The organism is Limnoraphis robusta BA-68 BA1 (genome assembly GCF_034932365.1).
GTDB classification, from domain to species: Bacteria; Cyanobacteriota; Cyanobacteriia; order Cyanobacteriales; family Microcoleaceae; genus Capilliphycus; species Capilliphycus robustus.
Genome location: NZ_JAYGHR010000109.1, coordinates 1 through 21,002, shown reverse-complemented (window position 1 = coordinate 21,002; position 21,002 = coordinate 1). Strand labels below are relative to the sequence as shown.

The following is a 21,002-nucleotide window of genomic DNA, read 5'->3' as shown; positions in this document are numbered from 1 at the left end:
GTCTCGATTGACTTATTTAGAGCGTAATTCCACCACCATCTAGCACAACCAAAGTGCTGAGACAGTAATACCTGCTGGTTTGGTGTTGGATAGAGTCGAACCTTGAGCGCTTTGTGTAGCATCTTAAGACCTCCTTACTGGATTATACATAAAACAGTAACGATATCAAGAAGATTTGGAAAACTACGTCCCTCCGTTTTCCCCGACTTTCATCCCACCACCAAACTGAGTACAGCTATGGTGGGGGACTTCCCGTCGGCTTAGTTAACGGCTTGCTTCGCCTCAAAATTTTGAGCTTCCCAACGGCGGATTAACTTAGAAAATAAAATCTATGACTCAGTTTCGGGTTTGGTTTTGACATCCTCTCGCTCGCCATCCTCATCGTTTCCGGTGTAATCAGCGATAATCGTCACTTTATTGTTAGATAGTCTCGATAACGTGGCAGTCCAGCCCAACATCTGAGTCGCTGTAAAGCCTGTTGATAAGATTAACCAACCTAATAGAATTGTGCGTTTCATGTGATTAACCCCAATCTCTACAAATGCAAATAACTAACCCTTTTTAGGGGGAAAACTGGGTGATTGCAATCACCCGCTTGAATTCAAAAAAATTGTTTGGTATCTTTCTAGCGAGTCTGTTTTACTTCAGTCCATCCTGCTAGCAAAAACCAAATGATTTTTCAGTTCTACAGCTTATTCTCTATCAGGTTTTCCTATTTTGGGAAGTGGGGAGTGACCCATCAAGATGTTAATCCATCATGGGTATCTACACCTGTAATGAGTCTCAAATATTGACGAAACACATAGATTCTGTGGTGAACGCTTATCAGTTGTTATAATACTATAATTCTAATTGTATCAACGCGATTAAAGCTATAAAAATATGGGCTAATAGTGACCGATCAGTGATATTGATCAGCCCTGAATAACGAAATCTCTCCCATTAAACGTTAGTTAAATATTTAACAAGAGAGACAATCAGATTTGATGCAACAAATTAATCCCAATGAGGTACAAACTAGGAGTCAGGAGTCAGGAGTCAGGAGTCAGGAGAACCGAGTAAATAAAGAAGAAGAAAGAGGAGGAGCGGTGCGACCCCCTTCGGGTTCAGCAGTCACTTCAAGTCGGGGAACCCTTTCGGCAGTTGCTTCTGGGGGGAACCCCCAAGACCCTCCGGGTTCGCCAGTTGCTCTCTTACGAACTTCGCTCTCGCCGGAAACCGTCGAGAGCGAAGTTTGCAAGAGAGGGAACGCGCACCAAGAGATTATGAGAAAGTTTTTTATCACTAATTATCCGGACATGATATTATAGCTGGTTTAAAAAGTCTCAACATTTGATTTCCTCCTTTTTGAATTTCATAGGAAACGGCTTCAATTTGTACCATCCATCCTTGCTGTTGTAAAGTGCTAATGACGGGAGTTAAATAGGGTGAGAGATTTCCAGCGAGATCTAACAAGGGAAAAATTCTCACTTCCGCCGCCACTCGACACAATTCTAACAGGGATTCTAGATGAAATTCTAATGATAAATGTTGAGAATAAGTAAACAATAAATGACTGCATAATGCCAAGTCAAACTGTTTAGAATTAAAGGGTAATTTCGGTAACTCTGCGGTTAAATACCGTCCTTGTTCTTTTCCTTGAATAAAATCCTCTAAAAATTGCTGCATCGCCGCCATTCTTAACTCTCCTAAATGTTCAGGAGATTGAACATTTTCCCAAACATAATCATCTTTATTTTGATCCAGTTGATCGATAACAGTTGAATAAGTAGCTTGAATGCGCTGATCAATTTCATCGGCTGAAAACTGATAAACCGGATCACAAGAAATCACTTGATATCCTCGGCGTTTCATCTCGCAATTAAAGCTAGCAGGGCCACCCGCACAATCTAGAATAGAAAGTGCTAATTCCTCGGGAGTTAACGCAAACATTTCTAGATAATCTTCAAAGCTGCGCCCCCAAGGAATAACGTTCCTGAGTTGAAATCCCATTTTTGATTTATTTTAAATCTAATAAACCACTGGTTTTCAGTTTGGGATTGAAGCGAATTTCTTCTTGTAAACCCCGTTCTTTTAGAATCTGTAAAATATCAGCTTCTATTCGTCTGGCAACATTTTTTAAGAGCTTTTCTTGATCAAGTCCGTCGCTTTTTTCATAGGTCGCCTTTTCTGCCTCTGTCATCAATGGTTTGACATTAATCGCTTGATTCCATTGTTCAGCTTGCGCTTCATTTCCGATGGGAACTGAACCATTTTCAGCGATCCAAGCCTGTCGTATTTCTTCTAAAATCGTGCGACTCGGACGTTCAATCGTTTGTACTTTCACCCCATAACAGTCTTGAGGTTTGCGAACTAAATGTTGTTTTAAGCTGAGATAAATATCGCGAGAATAACCGACATATTGTAAGATTTGATCGCGATTAAATATAGCGTAAACACCAATTTTTCCTTGCAACGAGAGGGGAAGTTGACCTTGTTCGTCAATGTAGGAAATATTGTCTAAACTGGCTAAAGTAGAAATTTCGGTTTGAGTGGTCATTGTTAGGTTAAGTTCTAGAGAAATCAGGCTAAGTTTAACGGCAATTAAGCTTGACGGTAAATCGCACACAAGCGACTGGGTTTAAAGATTTTGGCTTGAAACATAAAGTTTGGAGGAACATTAACAATAATATAATCCTCCGACTCATGGTATTGTTCAAATTCGCTTGGCATTCCTTTCGGAGTTTGAAGACTATAAGGAACGGGTTGAAATAAAAGTTCAGTGAATTCAACAGATTTTCCCTGAAGTTGCTGACTCAGTTGATTGAGAAACGCTTGACTCGTCAGTAAGCCAAATAATATCGTTTTTGCTTGTGGATCGAGAGTAAAACTGGCATCAAAACTTTCAATGATTTTTAGACCCATTACACATTCACCTAAAACTTGACAAGGGGAACAAATGATGAACCAACAAAATAGCCGTTAATCAAGGTTATGCTTTCTCTAAATGTCCCTGAGATCATCATAAGACGATTGGGGACAGTTCCCAACGCTGAAACACCGGGAAAATTGTGAAGTATTATGAAAAAGGCTGATAACTCAAGACGCAGCCTGATAGACAGTATTCTAATTTTGGGGTCGAATGGAGTGATCAGTCCCCGTTTGGGTTAGCATTGCTTTGTCACTGTTTGTTGTAGCGATCGCCATGCACAATAGAGAAGCCTCTTCTTTAACAGGTTCTAGAACATCAACGGATTGGTTTAAAATTGCCGAGTACGCTTCTGTGATTGGATCAACAATTGGTTCTCTGGTTGCTGCTGCGTGGTACAGGCAGATTTTATATGCTGCAACTCCTATCAGTGCAGCACTTTGGCTAAACTTGATTAACAGACAACGCTTTGAACAGCAAATCCGACAATATACCGAATCTGTGATCGCAGATGTTCATATAGTCGTTGATTCTCTACACGAACAGATGCAAAATTCTCCCTCTGAAGCGAGTGAACTTGATCCGATTACTGAAGTGTTAACGGAGTTGCAGCGAGTCACTCAAAGTTTAGAACATGATGTGATTAGACAGCAAGATTGGGAAGTGATGAATGTCCGCATAAAATTAATCGAAGAAGCGATAGAAGCGGTGAAACAAACCGCTATTTCAACCCAACAGTCTGAGACTCCCGCCTCTAAATCTTCCTCAATTTCTGCGCCTGTTGATGTAAAACTCGCTCGACTTCATCGACAAGTTGTTAAACTCGATCGACAAAATCGAGAGCTGGTCAAACCCTATCTTCAACGCTTAAATCAAGCCATCAAAAAACTACAAAAAAGACCCGACGACGTTCTCTAACGTTTAGGGAAATTTAACCCACTTCCTGAGAGATTTTCCGAGCTTGTTTAGCCATCTCAATAAGGGTATGATGAGCGTCTTCAGAATTCTCAAGTTTCCGCTCAAACGAAACGTGCAGAGGTGTAGATTTTTCTTCGACTAATGCGGTTAGATTCATTCCTTCTGGATCAATAGAAACCATACGAGCCGAGGTAGCATTGGGAGCTTGAGCAAAGATTTGGGCATAAAGCAAAATGGCTTCAGTGTGATCCTCATTCATATGAGCGCAAATGCGATCGCTAATTTCTGGGGTTAAAGGTTCTGCTGACATGGTTTTAATTCCTTAATTCCAGTTTTATTGATCATACAACAATCGAACTCAAAAGCGCAAAAGCCTAACGACGGTATTCATCCCCACAGTCTCCAATCATTCGGAATAAGTCTTGAGATTTTTCAGTAACCGCCTGAATTTTCTGATAATCTTCGGGATCTAAACTAAATTCAAACACCCGAGCATTTTCAGCCAGATGTTCAGAAATCCCTAAACGCGAACCAATCATCGTCCCCGCAACAGTTGGCTGTTCGAGAATATAACGCACCGCCACATTAGAAAGACTCACTTGATGTTGATCAGCTAGGGTTTTGAGCGTCGTTAATAGCTCTTGAAATAAACTCCAACCGCCCCAAGCATCAATCATATTTTTATACTTTTTCAAGCTGACGGTTTCAAGCTGAAAATTTTGCGGTTCGGGTTGGTTCAAATACTTTTCTGATAAAAAGCCTCCACACAAAACCCCATAGGGTAAAAGCTTAATATCCTGTTTTTGGCAATATTCAACCATCTGCTGCAACGGACGCTGATCGACCAAAGAAAACTGTACTTGATTAGAAACAATTTTGATCCCATTTTCAACAATAATTTTCAGATGTTCGGTATCAAAATTCGTTAACGCTAAATGTTTGATTTTCCCCTCAGACTGCAATTCGCTCATGTGGTGTAGAGCGTCTAAATAACTTTTATCGCGATATTCCCACCAATGAAACTGTAACAAATCCAGAGTTTCTACACCCATTCGTTGACGAGAAATATCAATATTTTTCTCAACCACCGCTTTAGTCATTTTCCCCGGTCGAGGTACCCATTTTGTAAACGCTTGTAGATTTGCTAAAGCTTCTTGACCCCGTTGATTAACAATTTGTTTGCGAAACTCACCAATAAAATCTTCCGCAGGGCCATAATGATCGGCCAAATCCCAGGTCGTATAACCCGCGTCCATATATTGAAACATACTGTCAATGGCGGCTTTGGGGTCAATACGTCCGTGATAGCCGGAAACTTGCCACATCCCATTTAAAATTCGACAGATGTTTAAATCATCAGTAAATTGATAGCGGCTAGAAGTTGGTAGACTCATGTTCAGGAGTGATGGTTAACAGACACTCTCCAGTTTAGAGAAAAATTGCCTCTAGATTTCATAGAAAAGTGACTGCTAGAGGTGATTGATGAATTACCCCTACGCTCCTGGTGACTTACAATTATTAAATCTGGTTCAAGTGAGTTCAAGTTGTTCATCCCCAGATGTCAACAGCTACATCGGCTTGATCCCGACAGGCTGAGATAATCTAAGCCTGATGGAGCTTGCAACAATTCTTTACAATTGGTAGAAGTAATATGTATAAGTCATGGCTTTGATCCCAACCCTTGGTCAACGGCAGCCAGGGATTTTATAAAACCCACTAAAATGGATGGTAATGTCCACCAAAAATCATCGGGATTCCCGAGAACCTAAATTTGATCAACGACCCCCAGCCCCAATACAAGAGGAGAGTGGACGCTCTGTGTTTCAACGCTTAAAACAAGATTTAAAAAGTGACCTGATCGCAGGTTTATTAGTCGTTATCCCCTTGGCGACGACTATTTGGTTAACGATTACGATCGCGAGTTCGGTGATTGAGTTTTTGACGCGAATTCCTAAACAGGTTAATCCCTTTGATGGACTGCATCCCATTTTAGTTAACTTACTCAACGTTGTTGTGGGATTAGCGGTTCCGCTTTTGGGGATCTTATTCATTGGGTTAATGGCCCGTAACATTGTCGGTCGCTGGCTGCTTGATTTCGGCGAACAAATCCTGCAAGCAATCCCTCTGGCGGGTTCAGTCTATAAAACCCTCAAACAGATTTTAGAAACCCTGCTCAAAGATTCTAACGATAAGTTTCGTCGTGTGGTTTTAGTTGAATATCCCCGACATGGAATTTGGACACTGGCGTTTGTGACGGGAAATGTCAGCGAAGAGATCCAGTCAAAAATGACCGAACAGATGATCAGCATTTTTATTCCCACAACCCCCAACCCCACCAGTGGATGGTACGCTGTGGTTCCGACGAATGAAGTGATGAACCTGACTCTATCGGTCGAAGATGCCTTTAAAATTATAGTGTCTGGTGGTATTGTCAATTCTACCGCCCCCTTGAAACCCACTCAAAACGATCCTGTTAGCGATCAAAAACTTGAACGGTTAATCCCTAACGAGAACCGACTGCAAACAGTACCATTAGATGAGGAATGATCAAGGATTAGCCTTAGATTGAGAATATTTCCTCAACACCGCTCGTTCTAAAACTCTCGTTTGATATTACAACTCACTGGGGAATTCTATGCAAGCTCGCCGAAGCGCTCGTGAACTCGCTGTTCTAGGTATTGGTCAACTTCCAAGCAGTTCAGAAAAACTCGCGACTCAACAAATTCAAGATATCGTCTTGGCTGTTGTGCGGACACTCGCCACCGAAAGTCAAGAGTCTCTAGAAACTGCAATGGTTGAATTGCAACGGGGAAATGATCGCCTGATGGGAAGTCAATTTCGAGCAAGCGATCTACAAAGTGCTAGAGCGATGATCCAAGAAGCCATTGAACTGACGCAGAGCGCCGTTAATCGTTTAGCAACGGCTGTCGAGTTTCCTGAACTGATCCAACTGGCTCGACAGGAAGAAGTCGTCGGCTACACCATTGATATTTTAACGGCTGTTAATACTCACCGCACGGAAATTGACGAACTGTTGAATCAAGCAATGGTAGACTGGCAAATGAGCCGTTTACCTCGGATTGATCGCGATATTTTAAGAATTGCTGTAGCTGAACTGTTATACCTGGGAGTTCAAGAGCAAGTCGCAGTTAATGAAGCCGTCGAACTCGCTAAACGCTACAGCGATGAAGAAAGCTATCGATTTCTCAATGGAGTATTGCGTCGTGCTGTTGATAAAATTCAAGCTGATGTTCCCATTCAGAGTTAATCCTTAATACACAAGACCGAATAATAGTAACTCTAACCCCCCAAAGAGTTACTAATAACGGTCAAAATAGGTGGAAATAATTTTGATGATTTTATTCTATAGCACTACGCCGACACGGTATTTGACATTGGTAAAAGCGAAAAGTTGGCGGTGTCGGTTTCCGTCCCGCCAAACTTTTCAAGAAGCTGAAAACCTTTTATAGTCGAACTTTTGCCTTTTGCCTTTTGCCTTTTGCCTTTTGCCTTTTGCCTTTTGCCTTTTGCCTTTTGCCTTTTGCCTTTTGCCTTTTGCCTTTTGCCTTTTGCCTTTTGCCTTTTGCCTTTTGCCTGCGCGTAGCGCCATAAACTTTCAGTCAATTGGTGATTATAATTTAACCCTAAAAATGCTACTATCGCTGCGGATTGAGAATTTTGCTCTAATTGATCATCTCGATCTAGAACTAGGATTAGGTTTAAACGTTTTTACCGGGGAAACTGGCGCTGGAAAATCCATTATCCTCGATGCCATTGATGCAGTTTTAGGCGGAAAAGTAGATCGTCGTGTCATTCGTACAGGTGCAAAACGATCCATTTTAGAAGCCACTTTTGAAGTCGAACCCCTAATCGCCACTTGGTTAGCCCAACAAGAAATTGATTTAGTTGATGGCACTCTCGCCGTTTGTTGTCGTGAAATTACACTCTCTGGCGGAAAACTTCGCACCCGTTCCCGTTTAAATGGGATTTTAATCAGTCGAAAACTCTTAGAAGAAGTTCGCGATCGCTTTGTCGAAATTACCGCCCAAGGTCAAACGTTACAACTGAGTCAACCCAGTTTACAACGAGAATGGTTAGATCTCTATGGGGGAAATGATTTAATTGTTGCTAAAAAAACAGTAGCCGCAGCTTATACCCAAGCCTCACAAGCGAAAAATACCTTAGAAAATCGCCGTCAGTTTGAACAACATCGTCTCCAAAGATTAGATTTATTACTCTATCAAACGCAAGAATTAGACTCCGCTCATTTAACTGATGCTGATGAATTAGAACAACTAAAACAAGAATCTAATCGCCTCAGTCATGTGGTTGAACTCCAACAGCAAAGTTATAAAATCTATCAGGGATTGTATGAAAATGATGAGGGAAAAGCCGCCTCAGATTTACTGTCTCAAGCGGAAAATTTATTAACTGATATGGTTGAATACGATCCGCAACTACAACCGATTTTAGCAATGGTGGAAGATGCGTTAGCCCAAGTTACCGAAGCGGGGCGACAAATTAGCAGTTATGGTGAACAACTTGAGTCTGATCCGCAACGACTCCAAGATGTCGAAGATCGCATTCAACAACTGAAACAAATTTGTCGCAAATATGGTCAAACGTTAGCCGACGTGATCAGCTATTATGAGAAAATTCAAGCTGAACTGAAAGAATTACAAGAAGGTGAACAATCCCTCGAAGCCTTGGAAAAAGCCTATCAAGAAACCGCTCAAAAATTAGCGATTGCTTGTGAAAGCTTAACTCAATTGCGTCAAAAAACCGCTTCTAAATTGGAAACTCATTTAATAGAAGAACTCAAACCTTTAGCGATGGAAAAGGTTAAATTTGAGGTCGAAATCAGCCCAATGGAACCCACTATTAATGGAGCAGATCAGATAGAATTTTGTTTTAGTCCTAACCCCGGTGAACCGCTACAACCCTTGGGTGAAATTGCATCAGGTGGAGAAATGAGTCGGTTTTTGTTAGCATTGAAAGCTTGTTTTTCTCAAGTTGCGGGTTCAGGAACTCTTGTTTTTGATGAAATTGATGTCGGTGTTTCTGGACGAGTCGCTCAAGCCATTACCCAAAAATTACATCAACTTAGTCAACATCATCAAGTTTTATGTGTGACTCACCAACCCATTGTCGCGGCGATGGGCGATCGCCATTTTCAGGTTAAAAAAGAAGTCATTCGTGATCAGGTTTCTAGCGAAGGAGAAGAAAGAACGGTTGTACGAGTGATGCAACTAACAAACCATCAACGTCGCGAAGAATTAGCACAGTTGGCGAGTGGACGTTCTGCTACTGAAGCGATCGCTTTTGCAGACTCTTTACTGATTCAAGCCGATTATAGCAGGCAACAGGCAACAAGCAAAGATCAGTCGGAAAAACCGTCTATTTCCTGAAATTTATTCAGTCTTTATTTTTCAAGTGATATCATGTCCGGTTGAACAGTTATAAATAAACGACAGAGGAGTCAGGAGTCACCGAGTCAGGAGTCAGGAGGAAATCAAGAAGAAGAAAGAGGAGGAGGAGTCACCGAGTCACCGAGGAAATCAAGAAGAAGAAAGAGTCGGATTATGAGAAAGTTTTTTATCACTAATTATCCGGACATGATATGATGAATTGATAACATCCCTTAATAAACAATCAAAAAAGACTACAATTGAAACATTTAAAATACATATCAAACACCCTCTATTTTTTTAGCAAAAATTGTGCAAAAATAATCCTAATTCAGACAGAGCCAGTGACATTCTCTTCAAGTCTCGATCTAAAGGAGTCAATTAGTAGCTATGGAAACCAATAATTCTAATTCTGAAAAACAGAGACTGCACACAGCTGTTAACGAGAATATTCCTTGGAAAAAATGGGGGCCTTATTTAAGCGAACGTCAGTGGGGAACCGTCCGAGAAGATTACAGCCAAACGGGGAATGCTTGGGACTATTTTACCCATGATCAGTCCCGTTCTCGGGCTTATCGTTGGGGTGAAGATGGGTTAGCTGGAATTTCTGATGATCAACAACAATTGTGTTTTGCATTAGCCCTGTGGAATGGAAAAGATCCGATTCTCAAAGAGCGGATTTTTGGACTAACAAACAGTGAAGGAAATCACGGCGAAGATGTCAAAGAATATTACTTTTATCTAGACAGTACGCCGACTCATTCCTACATGAAATACCTGTATAAATATCCACAAGAAGTCTTTCCTTACAGTGATTTAGTTGAAACTAATCGTCATCGCAATCGTCTAGAGTTAGAATATGAACTGATTGATACAGGAATATTTGATGAAGATCGCTACTTCGATGTATTTATCGAATATGCCAAAGAAACACCCGAAGATATTCTGATGAAAATTACGGTGTGTAATCGGGGGCCAGAAGCGGCATCTCTACAAGTTTTACCGACATTTTGGTTCCGAAATAATTGGTCATGGTTTCCTCAAACTCCCCCCAAACCGACTCTCAAACAACTCAATGATCAAACCATCGCGGCTGATCATCATCAACTGGGTAAACGGTATTTATATTGCGATCGCACCGTTCCTCTATTATTTACAGAAAACGAAACCAACACGCAACGCATCTTTAATATTCCTAATGCTTCACCCTATGTTAAAGATGGCATTAATAACTATATTGTAGAGGGAAAAACCGATGCTGTTAACCCGGATAAAATTGGAACAAAAGCGGCAGCCAGTTATCGATTATAAGTTCCTGCTGGGGGTGAACAAACGATTCAATTGCGATTAAGTGATCGCGTATTTTCTTCTCCAGAAACAGCCTTTGGTGATCAGTTTGAATCTATCTTCAAGACTCGTCTACAAGAAGCCGATGAATTCTATAATAGTGTCATTCCCTCAACCCTTTCTGAAGACGCTCACAACATCATGCGTCAGGCTTTTGCGGGGATGATGTGGACGAAGCAATTCTACTATTATCCCGTAGGAGATTGGTTAAATGATGAAATTTTGCCCCCTGACTGTCCGAGTCGCTTTATCAGCCGCAATAAAGAATGGTTTCACCTCGAAAGTGCAGATATTCTCTCCATGCCAGATAAATGGGAATATCCCTGGTTTGCCGCTTGGGACTTAGCGTTTCATTGTCTAGTATTAGGGATGATTGATATCGATTTTGCAAAAGATCAACTGCGGTTGATGACCAATCAAGTTTATCTACATCCGAATGGTCAAATTCCCGCCTATGAGTGGAACTTTAGCGATGTAAACCCGCCTGTTCATTGTATGGCAACAGCGCAAGTTTATCTGATGGGGAAACTAGCAAATGATGGCAAAGGCGATCGCGTTTTCCTCGAAAGTATGTTTCACAAATTGTTAATGAACTTTACTTGGTGGGTCAACCGAAAAGATGCTCAGGGTAATAATGTTTTTGAAGGCGGTTTTTTGGGTTTAGATAATATTGGAGTCTTTGATCGCAGTTCTGTTATACCCGGAGGAGGAACTTTAGAACAAGCCGACGGCACCAGTTGGATGGCGATGTTTTGCTTAGATATGTTAGCCCTTGCCTTTGAATTAGCCCTAGAAAATCCCGTCTACGAAGATCTCGTCTGCAAATTCTACGAACATTTTATGTACATTGCGATGGCAATGGATCGCATTGGAAATAACGCCGATGAATTGTGGGATGAAGAAGACGGTTTTTATTATGATGTGTTGCGCTTCCCCGATGGTTATTCAACTCGGGTCAAAGTCCGATCTATGGTCGGATTAATTCCTTTATTTGCAACAATGGTTTACGATGCTCAACTTTTAGAGAAAGTCCCCAAAGTCGCCAAGCGAATCCAGGATTTTAACAAAGAACATAGCAAAGCGATCAAAAATATTAGCGATCCCATGGAAACAAGCGCCACAGGAAAATGCTTGTTATCTCCAGTAAACCGCGAAAAGTTACAGCGAATCTTACAACGAATGCTGGATGAATCCGAATTTTTGAGCGATTATGGAATTCGCGCCCTTTCCCGTTATCACAAAGATAATCCCTACATTTTTACAGTCGCAGGAAATGTTTATCAGGTTGATTATGAACCGGCGGAATCTTCAAGCGGATTATTTGGGGGAAATTCCAACTGGCGCGGTCCGATTTGGATGCCTGTAAATATGATGTTGATCCAATCGTTACGGAAGATGTATGCTTACTATGGAGATGATTTCAAAGTCGAATGTCCGACAGGTTCAGGCCAATGGATGACATTATGGGAAGTGGCGAATGAAATTACCCGTCGTTTGAGTAATATTTTTCTGCAAAATGATCAGCAAAAGCGTCCCCTGTATGGGGAAAGTGAAAAGTTTCAGACCGATCCTCATTGGCGAGATTTAATTTTATTCTACGAGTATTTTCATGGGGATAGTGGTGCAGGAATTGGGGCGAGTCATCAAACCGGATGGACAGGGGTTATTGCTCGTTTAATGACGGTTGCTGCTACGGTTAATCCTCAAGATGTGTTGCGGGAAGGGTATATTTCAGCAGCTTTGAGTAACCTTTCACAAAACTTAGAGTCCTAGAGGAAGGATTTCGTAGAGGCGGGTTCTACAGATGATCAGTTCGTCAAAGATTCAAGAATAAAAACCACAAAGACACAGAGACACAAAGAGAGAAAACTTCGTGAATTTGTGGCTTAGTGGTTAATTTTAGTCTTTAAAAACTGTTAAATATTCTCCTTTCTACTGGTATGAAACTGTTTTTTGCCTAATTGGGGGCAGGTTCAACACAGATGTATGTTTTCCTCAAAACAACAGATATAAACCTGCCCTTAACTTATAAATCTGACCTTTTTCTATTCAGATGAGCCTAAGACTTACAAATGCTTTTAACATAAGAAGAATTCCTTTTTAAATCTATTGTTTGTTCTTCCTAATCTGTCGGATGGACTTTGATGGGTCATGCACCTCACCCTCACCGCAAATTTTTAACAGCAGATGGGCGATGTTCTTTAACTTGATTGACGGTTTTCAGCCCAAAAGACGATTCATGTACGCATTCGTCTTCCTGCTGAACTGAAAAACCCCTAGAAATTTACCCTTTATATAAAGCTTCAGTAAAAAACAAATCACAATCTGTTATTTTTACAAATTGTTAATCTTTAATTAACCTTAAAGCTTTAACTTGAACTTAGTGAATTTACGGAAGTCAACTCATTCATTCTGACACTAGGTTAAGCCTAACCAGGGGAGACATTATTCATGTCTCTAAAACGGTCATGTCCTCAACTTGCAGTCAGGATGAAGACGTTCATTTCCCTGGGAGATAGTTATTGATCACTTCAGTTATTTCTGGGTTAAAAGCTGGCATCTGAGCTTGAAGTCTTTTAAGATTCAAGACTTAACGCCCCCCTCACACCAGGAGGAAATTGGAGGACTGCCAATGTTGATTTAACGACAGTAACGGCTATTGAAAATCAATCGTCTGTCCAAATTCGGATTAACGATTTAGCTCGAAATGGTAACAATGAATTCCGCTTTGATAACTTTGAAGTCCGAGGAGAAACAACCGTGACTAATCCCAGTGGAACAATTTCCCTCAGCACACCCTATTCTGAAAACTTTGATTCCCTCGCCGCATCCGGTACAGGTAACGCTTGGAGTGATGCCAATACCCTCGAGGGTTGGTATTCCAATCGCACAACTTACAACGCAGGTTCGGGTACATTAAATACAGGTGCGTTGTATAGTTTTGGTTCAACAGGAAGTAGCGATCGCGCTTTAGGTTCGGTTGCTTCTAATACCACTTCCAATATTTTGTACGGCGCCCGCTTCTACAACGATACGAACACCACATTATCCTCTCTTTCCATTAGCTATACGGGCGAACAATGGCGCTATGGGGGAAATCCCACGCCCCAGAAACTCGATTTTGCCTACCAGATCGGTGCGACTAACCTCACGGGTGGCACTTGGACTAATGTTGATGCACTCGATTTTACCGGGCCAGTCGCCAGCAGTACCGCAGGTCCTCCATTAAATGGTAACAACAATCGAGTTGACATTTCTGGAACTCTGAGCGGCTTCTCTTTGGCACCCGGTCAAGAAATTTGGTTGCGTTGGTCAGATGCTAACGATGCGGGGAATGATCACGGGTTGGCGATCGATAATCTCCAAGTTACCTCTACGCCTGCACCTTTACCCGGTATCACGTTAATTGAAAGCGACGGCAGTACCGAAGTCAATGAAGAAGGCGAAACCACTGATACTTATGAGATTGCCCTCGATACAACACCCAGCAGTCCAGTTACGATCACGATCAACAATGATGGACAAACCCTCCTCAGCCAAGATGGGGTAAACTTCTTTAGCTCCCTAAATGTTACCCTCAGCGATACCACCTCGAAAACCATTACCGTCAAGCCTATCAATGATACGGTTGTAGAAGGTCCCCACACCGACACCATTACTCATAGCGTTAGCAGTAGTGATTCTGGCTACGACACCCTGACCATTCCCGATGTCAGCGTTGATATCCTCGATAACGATGTCGCGTTGAATATTACTAAAATTAACGCCATTCAAGGAACAGATACAACGGCCAACTTTATTGGTGAGACAAAAACCATTGAAGCAGTTGTTGTCGGTGATTTTCAATCCTTCGATGCCAATAATGGTCGCAACCTGCGAGGCTTTTATGTCCAAGAAGAAGATAGCGATATTGATGACAACTCCTTGACTTCAGAAGGTCTGTTCATCTTTGATGACACTTTTGGAGTCGATGTCAACGAAGGCGACACAGTACGAGTTACGGGCGTTGTGTCTGAATTTACCAGTGGTACAAGCAGCTTAACTCAACTCAATAACGTCAGCAATGTCACCATTGTTAGCAACAATGACCCGTTACCGACTGCTGCGGTTATCAATTTTCCTGTTGTTAACCCCAGTGAACTCGAAGCCTCTGAAGGAATGCGGGTGACAATTCCCACAACCCTCAGCGTCACTGAACATTTCCAACTCGGACGCTTTGGACAGGTGGTGTTGTCTTCTGATGGCGCGAGTAACCAACCGGGAACTGATGGACGCTTGGATCAGTTTACTCAGTTTAACGCTCCCAGTGTGAGCGGGTTTGCAGCCTATCAAGATGAACTAGCGAAACGCCGCATTGTTTTAGATGATGGGTTAACAGTACAAAACCCTGATCCGATTATTAATGGGCGGGGAGGACAACCGTTAAGCCCAAGCAATACCTTACGGGGGGGAGATACCGTTAGCGGACTCACAGGTATTCTCGACGATCGTTTCGGCGCGGCGAATATTGGTAATTATCGCATTCAACCCGTTGCACCCGTTGACTTTGAGGCGACAAACCCCCGCCCCACTGAAACTCCAGATGTTGGAGGACGTCTGAAAGTTTCGGCTTTTAATGTCCTAAACTACTTCAATGGCGATGGTACAGGTGGCGGTTTTACCAGTTCCGAACAACGAGGCGCAGAAAATCAACAAGAGTTTGAACGTCAACGCGACAAGATTTTTTCCGCTATTCTGGGAATGGATGCGGATGTCGTCGGTTTGATTGAAATCGAAAATGATGGCTATGGCCCTCAGAGTGCTATTCAAGATTTAGTCGATGGTTTAAATGCGATCGCCGGAGAAGGGACTTATGCCTTTATTGACCCCGGTACGCCTCAACTGGGTACAGATGCGATCACCGTTGGGTTTATCTACAAACCGGATGCAGTGACTCCCACCGGGACAACAAGCGTCCTTGATAGCAGTGTAGATCCGCGTTTCGATACCAGTGTTCAGCGTCCAGCCTTAGCCCAGTCGTTTATCGAAAATGCGACGGGTGAGGTGTTTACAGCCGTTAATAACCACTGGAAATCTAAAGGTAGCGCGACAGATAAGCCTGAAGATGCGGATCAAGGAGATGGACAAGGCGCCAGCAATTTCTCTCGGACTCAAGCCGCAGAAGCGTTAGGGGACTGGTTAGCAACTGATCCAACGGGAGTCGGTGATGCAGATTATTTGGTGATGGGTGATTTAAACGCCTACGCCCAGGAAGATCCGTTAACGGCGTTAGAAGCTGCGGGTTTAAATAATCTGTTGGATAATTCCACTTATTCTTATGTCTTTGATGGACAGTGGGGAGCGTTGGATCACGCCCTCGCAACAGACAACCTCAGCCAACAGGTGACAGGGGCGGCGAAATGGCATATTAATGCCGATGAACCCAGTGTGTTGGACTACAACACCAACTTTAAGTCAGCCAATCAAATTGATAGCCTGTTTAATGAGGATCAATTCCGTTCTTCTGACCATGATCCGGTGATTGTTGGTTTAGATCTTAAGACTTTTGGCGAAGTGATTAACGGAACCGCTAACCGAGATAACTTGATCGGAACTGCCGGAGATGATACCATTACAGGCTTGCAAAACCGAGATATGCTTACAGGTGGCGGTGGGGATGATATTTTCCGTTATACCGCTTTAGTCGATGCGGGTGATACTATCACGGATTTTGAAGTCGGAAGCGACAAGCTGGACTTAGCAGGAGTCTTAGATAGTGTTGGCTTTAGCGGTTCTAACCCCATCTCGGCGGGTTATGTGGGTTTTACCGCTCGTGGAGTCGATACCCTCGTAACTCTCGATCCGGATGGCGCAACAGGTTCGGGTCGTCCTCGAGATTTTATTTTAGTTCAGGGTGTATCGAGTAGTTCACTCAACAATTCCGAAAACTTTATTTTCTAGGTATTTTCTAGGTGTATTGGGGTGGGTTCATCTATTGCTGCGAAATCTGCCCCCACCTAATTTTAATTGCAATTCTACGCTGCAAATTTTGTTCAATTTTGAGAGAAAAAACAATGACTAACTTGTTTCAAAACTTTGCCCTAACGACTGCTGCTGTAACGACTGCTATTGTTGTGTTTGATATCGCTCCGGCTGAGGCTTATTTTATTAACTTGAGTGGTACAATTGATTCCGGGGATTTGACCGGAGCAACCTATGATGGTTCCTTTAGATTTGATACCATTAATCCCGGTGGTACTTCAGATATTAATGATCTGAGTGTTAATTTCACGTTTAATACCTTCACTAACACCTTTACCGAAGCCGATGCAATCAGTCAACCTCTCGTTGAGTTTGATGATTTTGGGAATTTGTTAGGACTTGATTTTGCTGTTGATGATGCAAGTTTGGGTGAAATTACGTTCAATTTTTCCTTTGTTCCGGGCTTTTTTAGTGCCGAAGATGCTGCTGTATTTTATGATGTTGAAAATGGAGATGGGGGAGCAGGTAATGTCGCATTAGCCAGCACTGATGTTCCCGAACCGCTAACAATTTTAGGTTCAGGTATGGCGTTAGGATTTGGAGCATTATTTAAGCGGGAACAAGCCAAAAAACGCGATAAATCTGCTTCTAAATAGTTTATTTTTGACTAAATCCTACTTTCTTGATTGTCAAAGAGCAAGAATAAAAACCACAAAGACACAAATTCACGCAGATTTTCTCTCTTTGTGTCTCTGTGTCTTAGTGGTCAATTTTCTCGTCAAAAAATGTCAAATAACGCCTTGGTACTGCTATAAACCCCTACGGTTTATACTTGCGAAACGCCAGTGTAACATTATGTCCGCCAAAGCCAAAAGAGTTAGAAAGAGCCACTTCAACGGGTTGAGAGCGGCTAACATTGGGAACATAATCTAAGTCACATTCGGGATCTGGATTTTCTAAGTTAATTGTCGGCGGAACTTGATCGTTAGCGATCGCCAGAACCGTAGCAACAGCTTCAATACCGCCAGAACCGCCCAGTAAGTGACCTGTCATCGATTTTGTCGAACTAACCGCAATATTATAAGCGTGTTCGCCCAGAGCCGTTTTCATCGCTGCGGTTTCTGTAGAATCATTCATCGGTGTGCTGGTCCCGTGAGCATTCACATAGCTGACCATATCCGGCGTTAACCCCCCATCTTTAAGCGCGAGTGACATCGCTCGGGCTGCACCCGTTCCACCCGGTACAGGGGAAGTCATATGATAAGCATCGCAAGTCATTCCATAACCGACAATTTCCCCATAGATGCGAGCGCCCCGTGAAAGGGCATATTCTAGCTCTTCTAGAAGCAAAATTCCTGCACCTTCACCCATGACAAAGCCATCGCGATCGCGATCAAAGGGACGACTTGCATGAGCGGGGTCATCATTGCGGGTTGAAAGGGCGCGAGCGGCGGCAAATCCGGCTACAGATAAAGCCGTAACAGCAGATTCTGTTCCCCCACAGATCATCGCTTGAGCGTAGCCCCGTTCAATTAAGCGAAACGCATCACCCACTGCATTTGATCCGGCTGCACAAGCCGTCACGGTACAGGTATTTGGCCCTTTTGCGCCTAACTGAATTGCCGTCAGTCCGGCTGCCATATTTGCAATCATCATCGGAATCATAAACGGGCTGCATCGTTCGGGGCCACGAGTTCGATAGATCTCATGCTGTTCTTCAAGAATTTTCAAGCCACCAATGCCCGTACCAATGATCACACCGACCTGTTCTGCATTCAAGTCATCAATCACGAATCCCGCATCTGCGATCGCTTGTTGACTTGCGGATACTGCAAACTGGGCAAAACGGTCCATCCGTTTAGCTTCTTTACGGGTGACGTAATCACAAGGATCAAACCCTTTCACCTCGCCTGCAATGCGACAGTCGTGTTTTGAAGCATCAAATAAGGTGATCGTATCTATACCATTGCGTCCACTCAACAATCCGTCCCAATACTCGGCGACTGTATTCCCGAGGGGAGTAATCGCCCCCAGACCCGTTACAACAACTCGCTTGCGGTTTATCTTATCCATGATTTTTATTTCAAGCAGTTAACCACCCAAAAAAGCAGAACATCGATGCTCTACAGTTATCAGTTATTAATTCCCAGTCGTTGGGTTTGAGTTTCCCTAGATCATTAAGTGAACTACCTACGCCGACGCTTCGATGCACGGTCGTAGGCTTCCAGTTTCTTGAACAGTCTTGGTCGAAGCATCAACAGATTGTTCATTGATCGGAAGTTGCCGCACAGAGGATTTACGCCCTCTGGCTGGTCTTCGTTCTCTCGGATGCAAGCTCCGATCGCTGCGAAGACTTCGTCTTACACTCCCTCCACTGGCAGTCGCCTCCGTCCCAGAGGCAAGGGGCTGTCTGCGTGGGTCTCCCGCGCAGTTTATACGCCCCGCGATGACTCGCAACCCTTCGTCTCGAATATTGGTCGCGGCGTTGATATCACGATCATGTTGGGCATGACAATGATTGCATTCCCATTGACGAATATCAAGCGGCAAACTTTCGACAACATTCAGACAAACATTACAAGTCTTTGAGGATGGAAAAAACCGATCGATCTCCAGAAAGGTCTTTCCGTCCCGTTTAGCTTTGTAGTCAACAAAGTTTAAGAACATTCCCCAACCACAATCGCTTATCGCCTTGGCAAGATTATGGTTGCGTACCATGCCCTTTACATTAAGATTCTCAGCAATTATCACTTGGTTCTCGTTGACAATTTGGCGAGACAATTTCTGTAAAAAATCTTGCCTTGCGTTGCTGACTTTCTCGTGCGCTCTTGCTACTAACCTACGTGCTTTATTCCTAGAGTTAGATGCTTTTTGCTTGCGGGATAACTTCTGTTGTTTCCGTTTTAAGTTGTGTGAGTGCTTCTTGAAGTGTCGAGGATTATCATATTTAGACCCCTCACTTGTAATTAAAAAGTGAGTCAGTCCCAAGTCCAACCCTATAGCTTTACCCTGAGCAGAAATCAGGGGTTCAATATCCTCATTCTCAAACACAATAGAAGCATAATACTTTTCGGTTTGAGTCTTAGTTATTGTAACTGTTTTAATGTTCCCGTCAAAGGTTCTGTGAATATTTGCTTTAATCTTGCCAATCACAGGGAAACTCAAATAGTTTTCAATAATCTTGACGTTTTGAGGATATTGAATTGACTGTTTTCCATGACGACTCTTGAACCGGGGAAATTTAGCCCGACCCTCAAAGAAGTTGACAAAAGCCCTGGAAAGATTTAATACAGACTGCTGTAAGCACTGTGAATAAGTTTCTTTTAACCAGGCTGTTTCTTCTTTCTTCTTAAGGATTGGTAGCTGCTTTTTTAGCTGCATTCCTGAGATACCCTTGCCTGTTTCTTTGTAGGCTTGGTTGTTTAGCTCTAGACAGTAATTCCACACCCAACGTACAGAGCCAAACGCTTTTGCAAGGGCTTGTTTCTGGTCATCCGTTGGATATAGTCTGACTTTTGCTACGTTTCTCATTGAACAACTTAGAGCGAATGTACTTGATTATAATGGAATAGCCGAGAAGTTAGAGATCTTGTCGGCGATTCATCTGACACTGACACTTCGTTTTCAGGTGTGTGGCTTCTCGCCGCAGAAGCTAAAGACTTTTAAGCTGAAAGTCTGTTGAGTCCTCTGTACCCGTTTTCCTCTGATGATTTCTCCCGTTATTGGCCTGAGACCGTTGACTGTTGGCAGGTTACAATTTAACGTTCGAGGTTGATTGTCAAAGGGGGTAACAGAGAAACGGGTTTACCCTTGCACCAGCGTTATTGTCTCTGAGAAAGCTTCTACCTAAGCTTTAACGTGGCTGTCAATATAATCTACTGCCGCTTGTACGGTCTCTATCTGCTCGGCTGCCTCATCAGGGATTTCCACGCCAAACTCTTCTTCTAAAGCCATGACCAGTTCAACCGTATCTAGAGAATCTGCACCTAAATCGTTGACAAAGTTAGCTTCAGGGGTAACGTCCTTCTCTTCAACTTCGAGTTGGTCAACCACAATTTTTTTAACTTTCTCAAAGGTATCACTCATACTTAAATAGTTTCCTTGTTTGGATGCCGCGTATACCATATTATCGGAAAGCGCGATCGCTGCGTTAATGATTTATGGGTTTTTAGCAGAGACCAGTTACCAGTTATCAGCGCTTGCCTTGCGACGGGCGCGGTTTCCGCCAGAAGCACAGTTTGCAAGAGAGTCACCAGTGTTTACAGTTGACAGTCAACAGTAACCCGTGACAGGACTGGACTCACCATCTGCCGATCTGCCGATTCTTCATTCTTCATCTGAATTTGGCGTGGAGACCCTCGCTTTTAGCGACGGGAGGAAACGCCTCTTCGATAGCGGTTCTCACAAGCTATATGCTAAGATGTGACACATGACAGAAAAAGCCTACCGCTACCGTTTTT

19 protein-coding genes are annotated in these 21,002 nt (G+C 42.9%); 8 read left to right on the top strand and 11 right to left on the bottom strand.

The features are described from left to right. The 5 genes from VB836_RS29660 to VB836_RS29640 all read right to left on the bottom strand — a co-directional run. The coding region (locus tag VB836_RS29660) for a helix-turn-helix domain-containing protein (RefSeq protein WP_323218875.1) at positions 1-122 on the bottom strand (122 nt) is incomplete at its 3' end. 207 nt (positions 123-329) lie between these two features. Further along, positions 330-518, bottom strand: coding sequence for a hypothetical protein (locus VB836_RS29655; protein WP_046280185.1), 189 nt, complete (start codon positions 516-518; stop codon positions 330-332). Positions 519-1,284: 766 nt separating this feature from the next. Then, positions 1,285-1,992, bottom strand: a complete 708-nt coding sequence (locus tag VB836_RS29650; protein ID WP_323225065.1) for an SAM-dependent methyltransferase — start codon at positions 1,990-1,992, stop codon at positions 1,285-1,287. Positions 1,993-1,999: 7 nt separating this feature from the next. Then, on the bottom strand, positions 2,000-2,539 hold the full coding sequence (locus tag VB836_RS29645) for a GIY-YIG nuclease family protein (protein WP_323225063.1): 540 nt from the start codon (positions 2,537-2,539) through the stop codon (positions 2,000-2,002). A gap of 44 nt (positions 2,540-2,583) precedes the next feature. Then, complete coding sequence (locus VB836_RS29640) at positions 2,584-2,904, bottom strand: hypothetical protein (protein ID WP_323225061.1); 321 nt, start codon at positions 2,902-2,904, stop codon at positions 2,584-2,586. A 253-nt stretch (positions 2,905-3,157) separates the two neighbouring features. Here VB836_RS29640 and VB836_RS29635 point away from each other — a divergent pair, with 253 nt between their 5' ends. Continuing rightward, on the top strand, positions 3,158-3,826 hold the full coding sequence (locus VB836_RS29635; protein ID WP_235440781.1) for a hypothetical protein: 669 nt from the start codon (positions 3,158-3,160) through the stop codon (positions 3,824-3,826). Positions 3,827-3,839: 13 nt separating this feature from the next. Here the strand turns inward: VB836_RS29635 and VB836_RS29630 are convergent, their stop codons facing one another. Continuing rightward, on the bottom strand, positions 3,840-4,136 hold the full coding sequence (locus VB836_RS29630; protein ID WP_323225058.1) for a DUF2470 domain-containing protein: 297 nt from the start codon (positions 4,134-4,136) through the stop codon (positions 3,840-3,842). Positions 4,137-4,200: 64 nt separating this feature from the next. Next, entirely contained in the window at positions 4,201-5,220 is a 1,020-nt protein-coding gene (locus VB836_RS29625) for an aldo/keto reductase (protein WP_046278776.1), read from the bottom strand. Positions 5,221-5,644: 424 nt separating this feature from the next. Between VB836_RS29625 and VB836_RS29620 the strand changes: the two genes are divergently transcribed. Together VB836_RS29620 and nusB are read left to right on the top strand one after the other, a co-directional pair. After that, the gene (locus VB836_RS29620; RefSeq protein WP_323225069.1) at positions 5,645-6,373 is read left to right on the top strand and encodes a DUF502 domain-containing protein; all 729 of its coding nucleotides are present in this window, start codon (positions 5,645-5,647) and stop codon (positions 6,371-6,373) included. Positions 6,374-6,461: 88 nt separating this feature from the next. Beyond that, a complete protein-coding gene (gene nusB / locus VB836_RS29615) occupies positions 6,462-7,094 on the top strand; it encodes a transcription antitermination factor NusB (protein ID WP_046278777.1) in 633 nt (210 codons plus the stop codon). A 104-nt stretch (positions 7,095-7,198) separates the two neighbouring features. Here nusB and VB836_RS29610 read toward each other — a convergent pair whose 3' ends face one another. Further along, a complete protein-coding gene (locus VB836_RS29610; protein WP_323225055.1) occupies positions 7,199-7,450 on the bottom strand; it encodes a hypothetical protein in 252 nt (83 codons plus the stop codon). A 26-nt stretch (positions 7,451-7,476) separates the two neighbouring features. Here VB836_RS29610 and recN point away from each other — a divergent pair, with 26 nt between their 5' ends. From recN to VB836_RS29585, 5 genes are all read left to right on the top strand, one after another. Then, positions 7,477-9,234: a DNA repair protein RecN gene (gene recN, locus VB836_RS29605; protein WP_323225054.1), complete on the top strand. Its 1,758-nt coding sequence runs from the start codon at positions 7,477-7,479 to the stop codon at positions 9,232-9,234. Between the two features lie 390 nt (positions 9,235-9,624). Further along, the gene (locus VB836_RS29600; protein WP_323225052.1) at positions 9,625-10,545 is read left to right on the top strand and encodes a hypothetical protein; all 921 of its coding nucleotides are present in this window, start codon (positions 9,625-9,627) and stop codon (positions 10,543-10,545) included. Between the two features lie 30 nt (positions 10,546-10,575). Next, positions 10,576-12,354: an MGH1-like glycoside hydrolase domain-containing protein gene (locus VB836_RS29595; RefSeq protein WP_323225049.1), complete on the top strand. Its 1,779-nt coding sequence runs from the start codon at positions 10,576-10,578 to the stop codon at positions 12,352-12,354. Positions 12,355-13,341: 987 nt separating this feature from the next. After that, positions 13,342-16,521: an ExeM/NucH family extracellular endonuclease gene (locus VB836_RS29590; RefSeq protein ID WP_323225047.1), complete on the top strand. Its 3,180-nt coding sequence runs from the start codon at positions 13,342-13,344 to the stop codon at positions 16,519-16,521. Positions 16,522-16,634: 113 nt separating this feature from the next. After that, on the top strand, positions 16,635-17,198 hold the full coding sequence (locus VB836_RS29585) for a PEP-CTERM sorting domain-containing protein (RefSeq protein ID WP_323225045.1): 564 nt from the start codon (positions 16,635-16,637) through the stop codon (positions 17,196-17,198). 163 nt (positions 17,199-17,361) lie between these two features. Here VB836_RS29585 and fabF read toward each other — a convergent pair whose 3' ends face one another. The 3 genes from fabF to VB836_RS29570 form a co-directional block, all read right to left on the bottom strand. Beyond that, positions 17,362-18,615, bottom strand: coding sequence for a beta-ketoacyl-ACP synthase II (fabF, locus tag VB836_RS29580; protein ID WP_323225043.1), 1,254 nt, complete (start codon positions 18,613-18,615; stop codon positions 17,362-17,364). Between the two features lie 117 nt (positions 18,616-18,732). Beyond that, positions 18,733-20,073, bottom strand: a complete 1,341-nt coding sequence (locus VB836_RS29575; protein WP_323225040.1) for an RNA-guided endonuclease InsQ/TnpB family protein — start codon at positions 20,071-20,073, stop codon at positions 18,733-18,735. Positions 20,074-20,388: 315 nt separating this feature from the next. Beyond that, positions 20,389-20,667 (bottom strand): acyl carrier protein, encoded by a 279-nt coding sequence (locus tag VB836_RS29570; protein WP_456085771.1) that lies wholly within the window; start codon positions 20,665-20,667, stop codon positions 20,389-20,391. Positions 20,668-21,002: the final 335 nt, after the last annotated feature.

Bases quoted from the DNA above. Each gene is read 5' to 3' on its own strand.
- VB836_RS29570 (WP_456085771.1), bottom strand. From the start codon at position 20,667: ATGGTATACGCGGCATCCAAACAAGGAAACTATTTAAGTATGAGTGAT.
- VB836_RS29645 (WP_323225063.1), bottom strand. From the start codon at position 2,539: ATGACCACTCAAACCGAAATTTCTACTTTAGCCAGTTTAGACAATATT.
- VB836_RS29575 (WP_323225040.1), bottom strand. From the start codon at position 20,073: ATGAGAAACGTAGCAAAAGTCAGACTATATCCAACGGATGACCAGAAA.
- VB836_RS29600 (WP_323225052.1), top strand. From the start codon at position 9,625: ATGGAAACCAATAATTCTAATTCTGAAAAACAGAGACTGCACACAGCT.
- fabF (WP_323225043.1), bottom strand. From the start codon at position 18,615: ATGGATAAGATAAACCGCAAGCGAGTTGTTGTAACGGGTCTGGGGGCG.
- VB836_RS29585 (WP_323225045.1), top strand. From the start codon at position 16,635: ATGACTAACTTGTTTCAAAACTTTGCCCTAACGACTGCTGCTGTAACG.
- VB836_RS29650 (WP_323225065.1), bottom strand. From the start codon at position 1,992: ATGGGATTTCAACTCAGGAACGTTATTCCTTGGGGGCGCAGCTTTGAA.
- nusB (WP_046278777.1), top strand. From the start codon at position 6,462: ATGCAAGCTCGCCGAAGCGCTCGTGAACTCGCTGTTCTAGGTATTGGT.
- recN (WP_323225054.1), top strand. From the start codon at position 7,477: ATGCTACTATCGCTGCGGATTGAGAATTTTGCTCTAATTGATCATCTC.
- VB836_RS29655 (WP_046280185.1), bottom strand. From the start codon at position 518: ATGAAACGCACAATTCTATTAGGTTGGTTAATCTTATCAACAGGCTTT.
- VB836_RS29630 (WP_323225058.1), bottom strand. From the start codon at position 4,136: ATGTCAGCAGAACCTTTAACCCCAGAAATTAGCGATCGCATTTGCGCT.
- VB836_RS29640 (WP_323225061.1), bottom strand. From the start codon at position 2,904: ATGGGTCTAAAAATCATTGAAAGTTTTGATGCCAGTTTTACTCTCGAT.
- VB836_RS29625 (WP_046278776.1), bottom strand. From the start codon at position 5,220: ATGAGTCTACCAACTTCTAGCCGCTATCAATTTACTGATGATTTAAAC.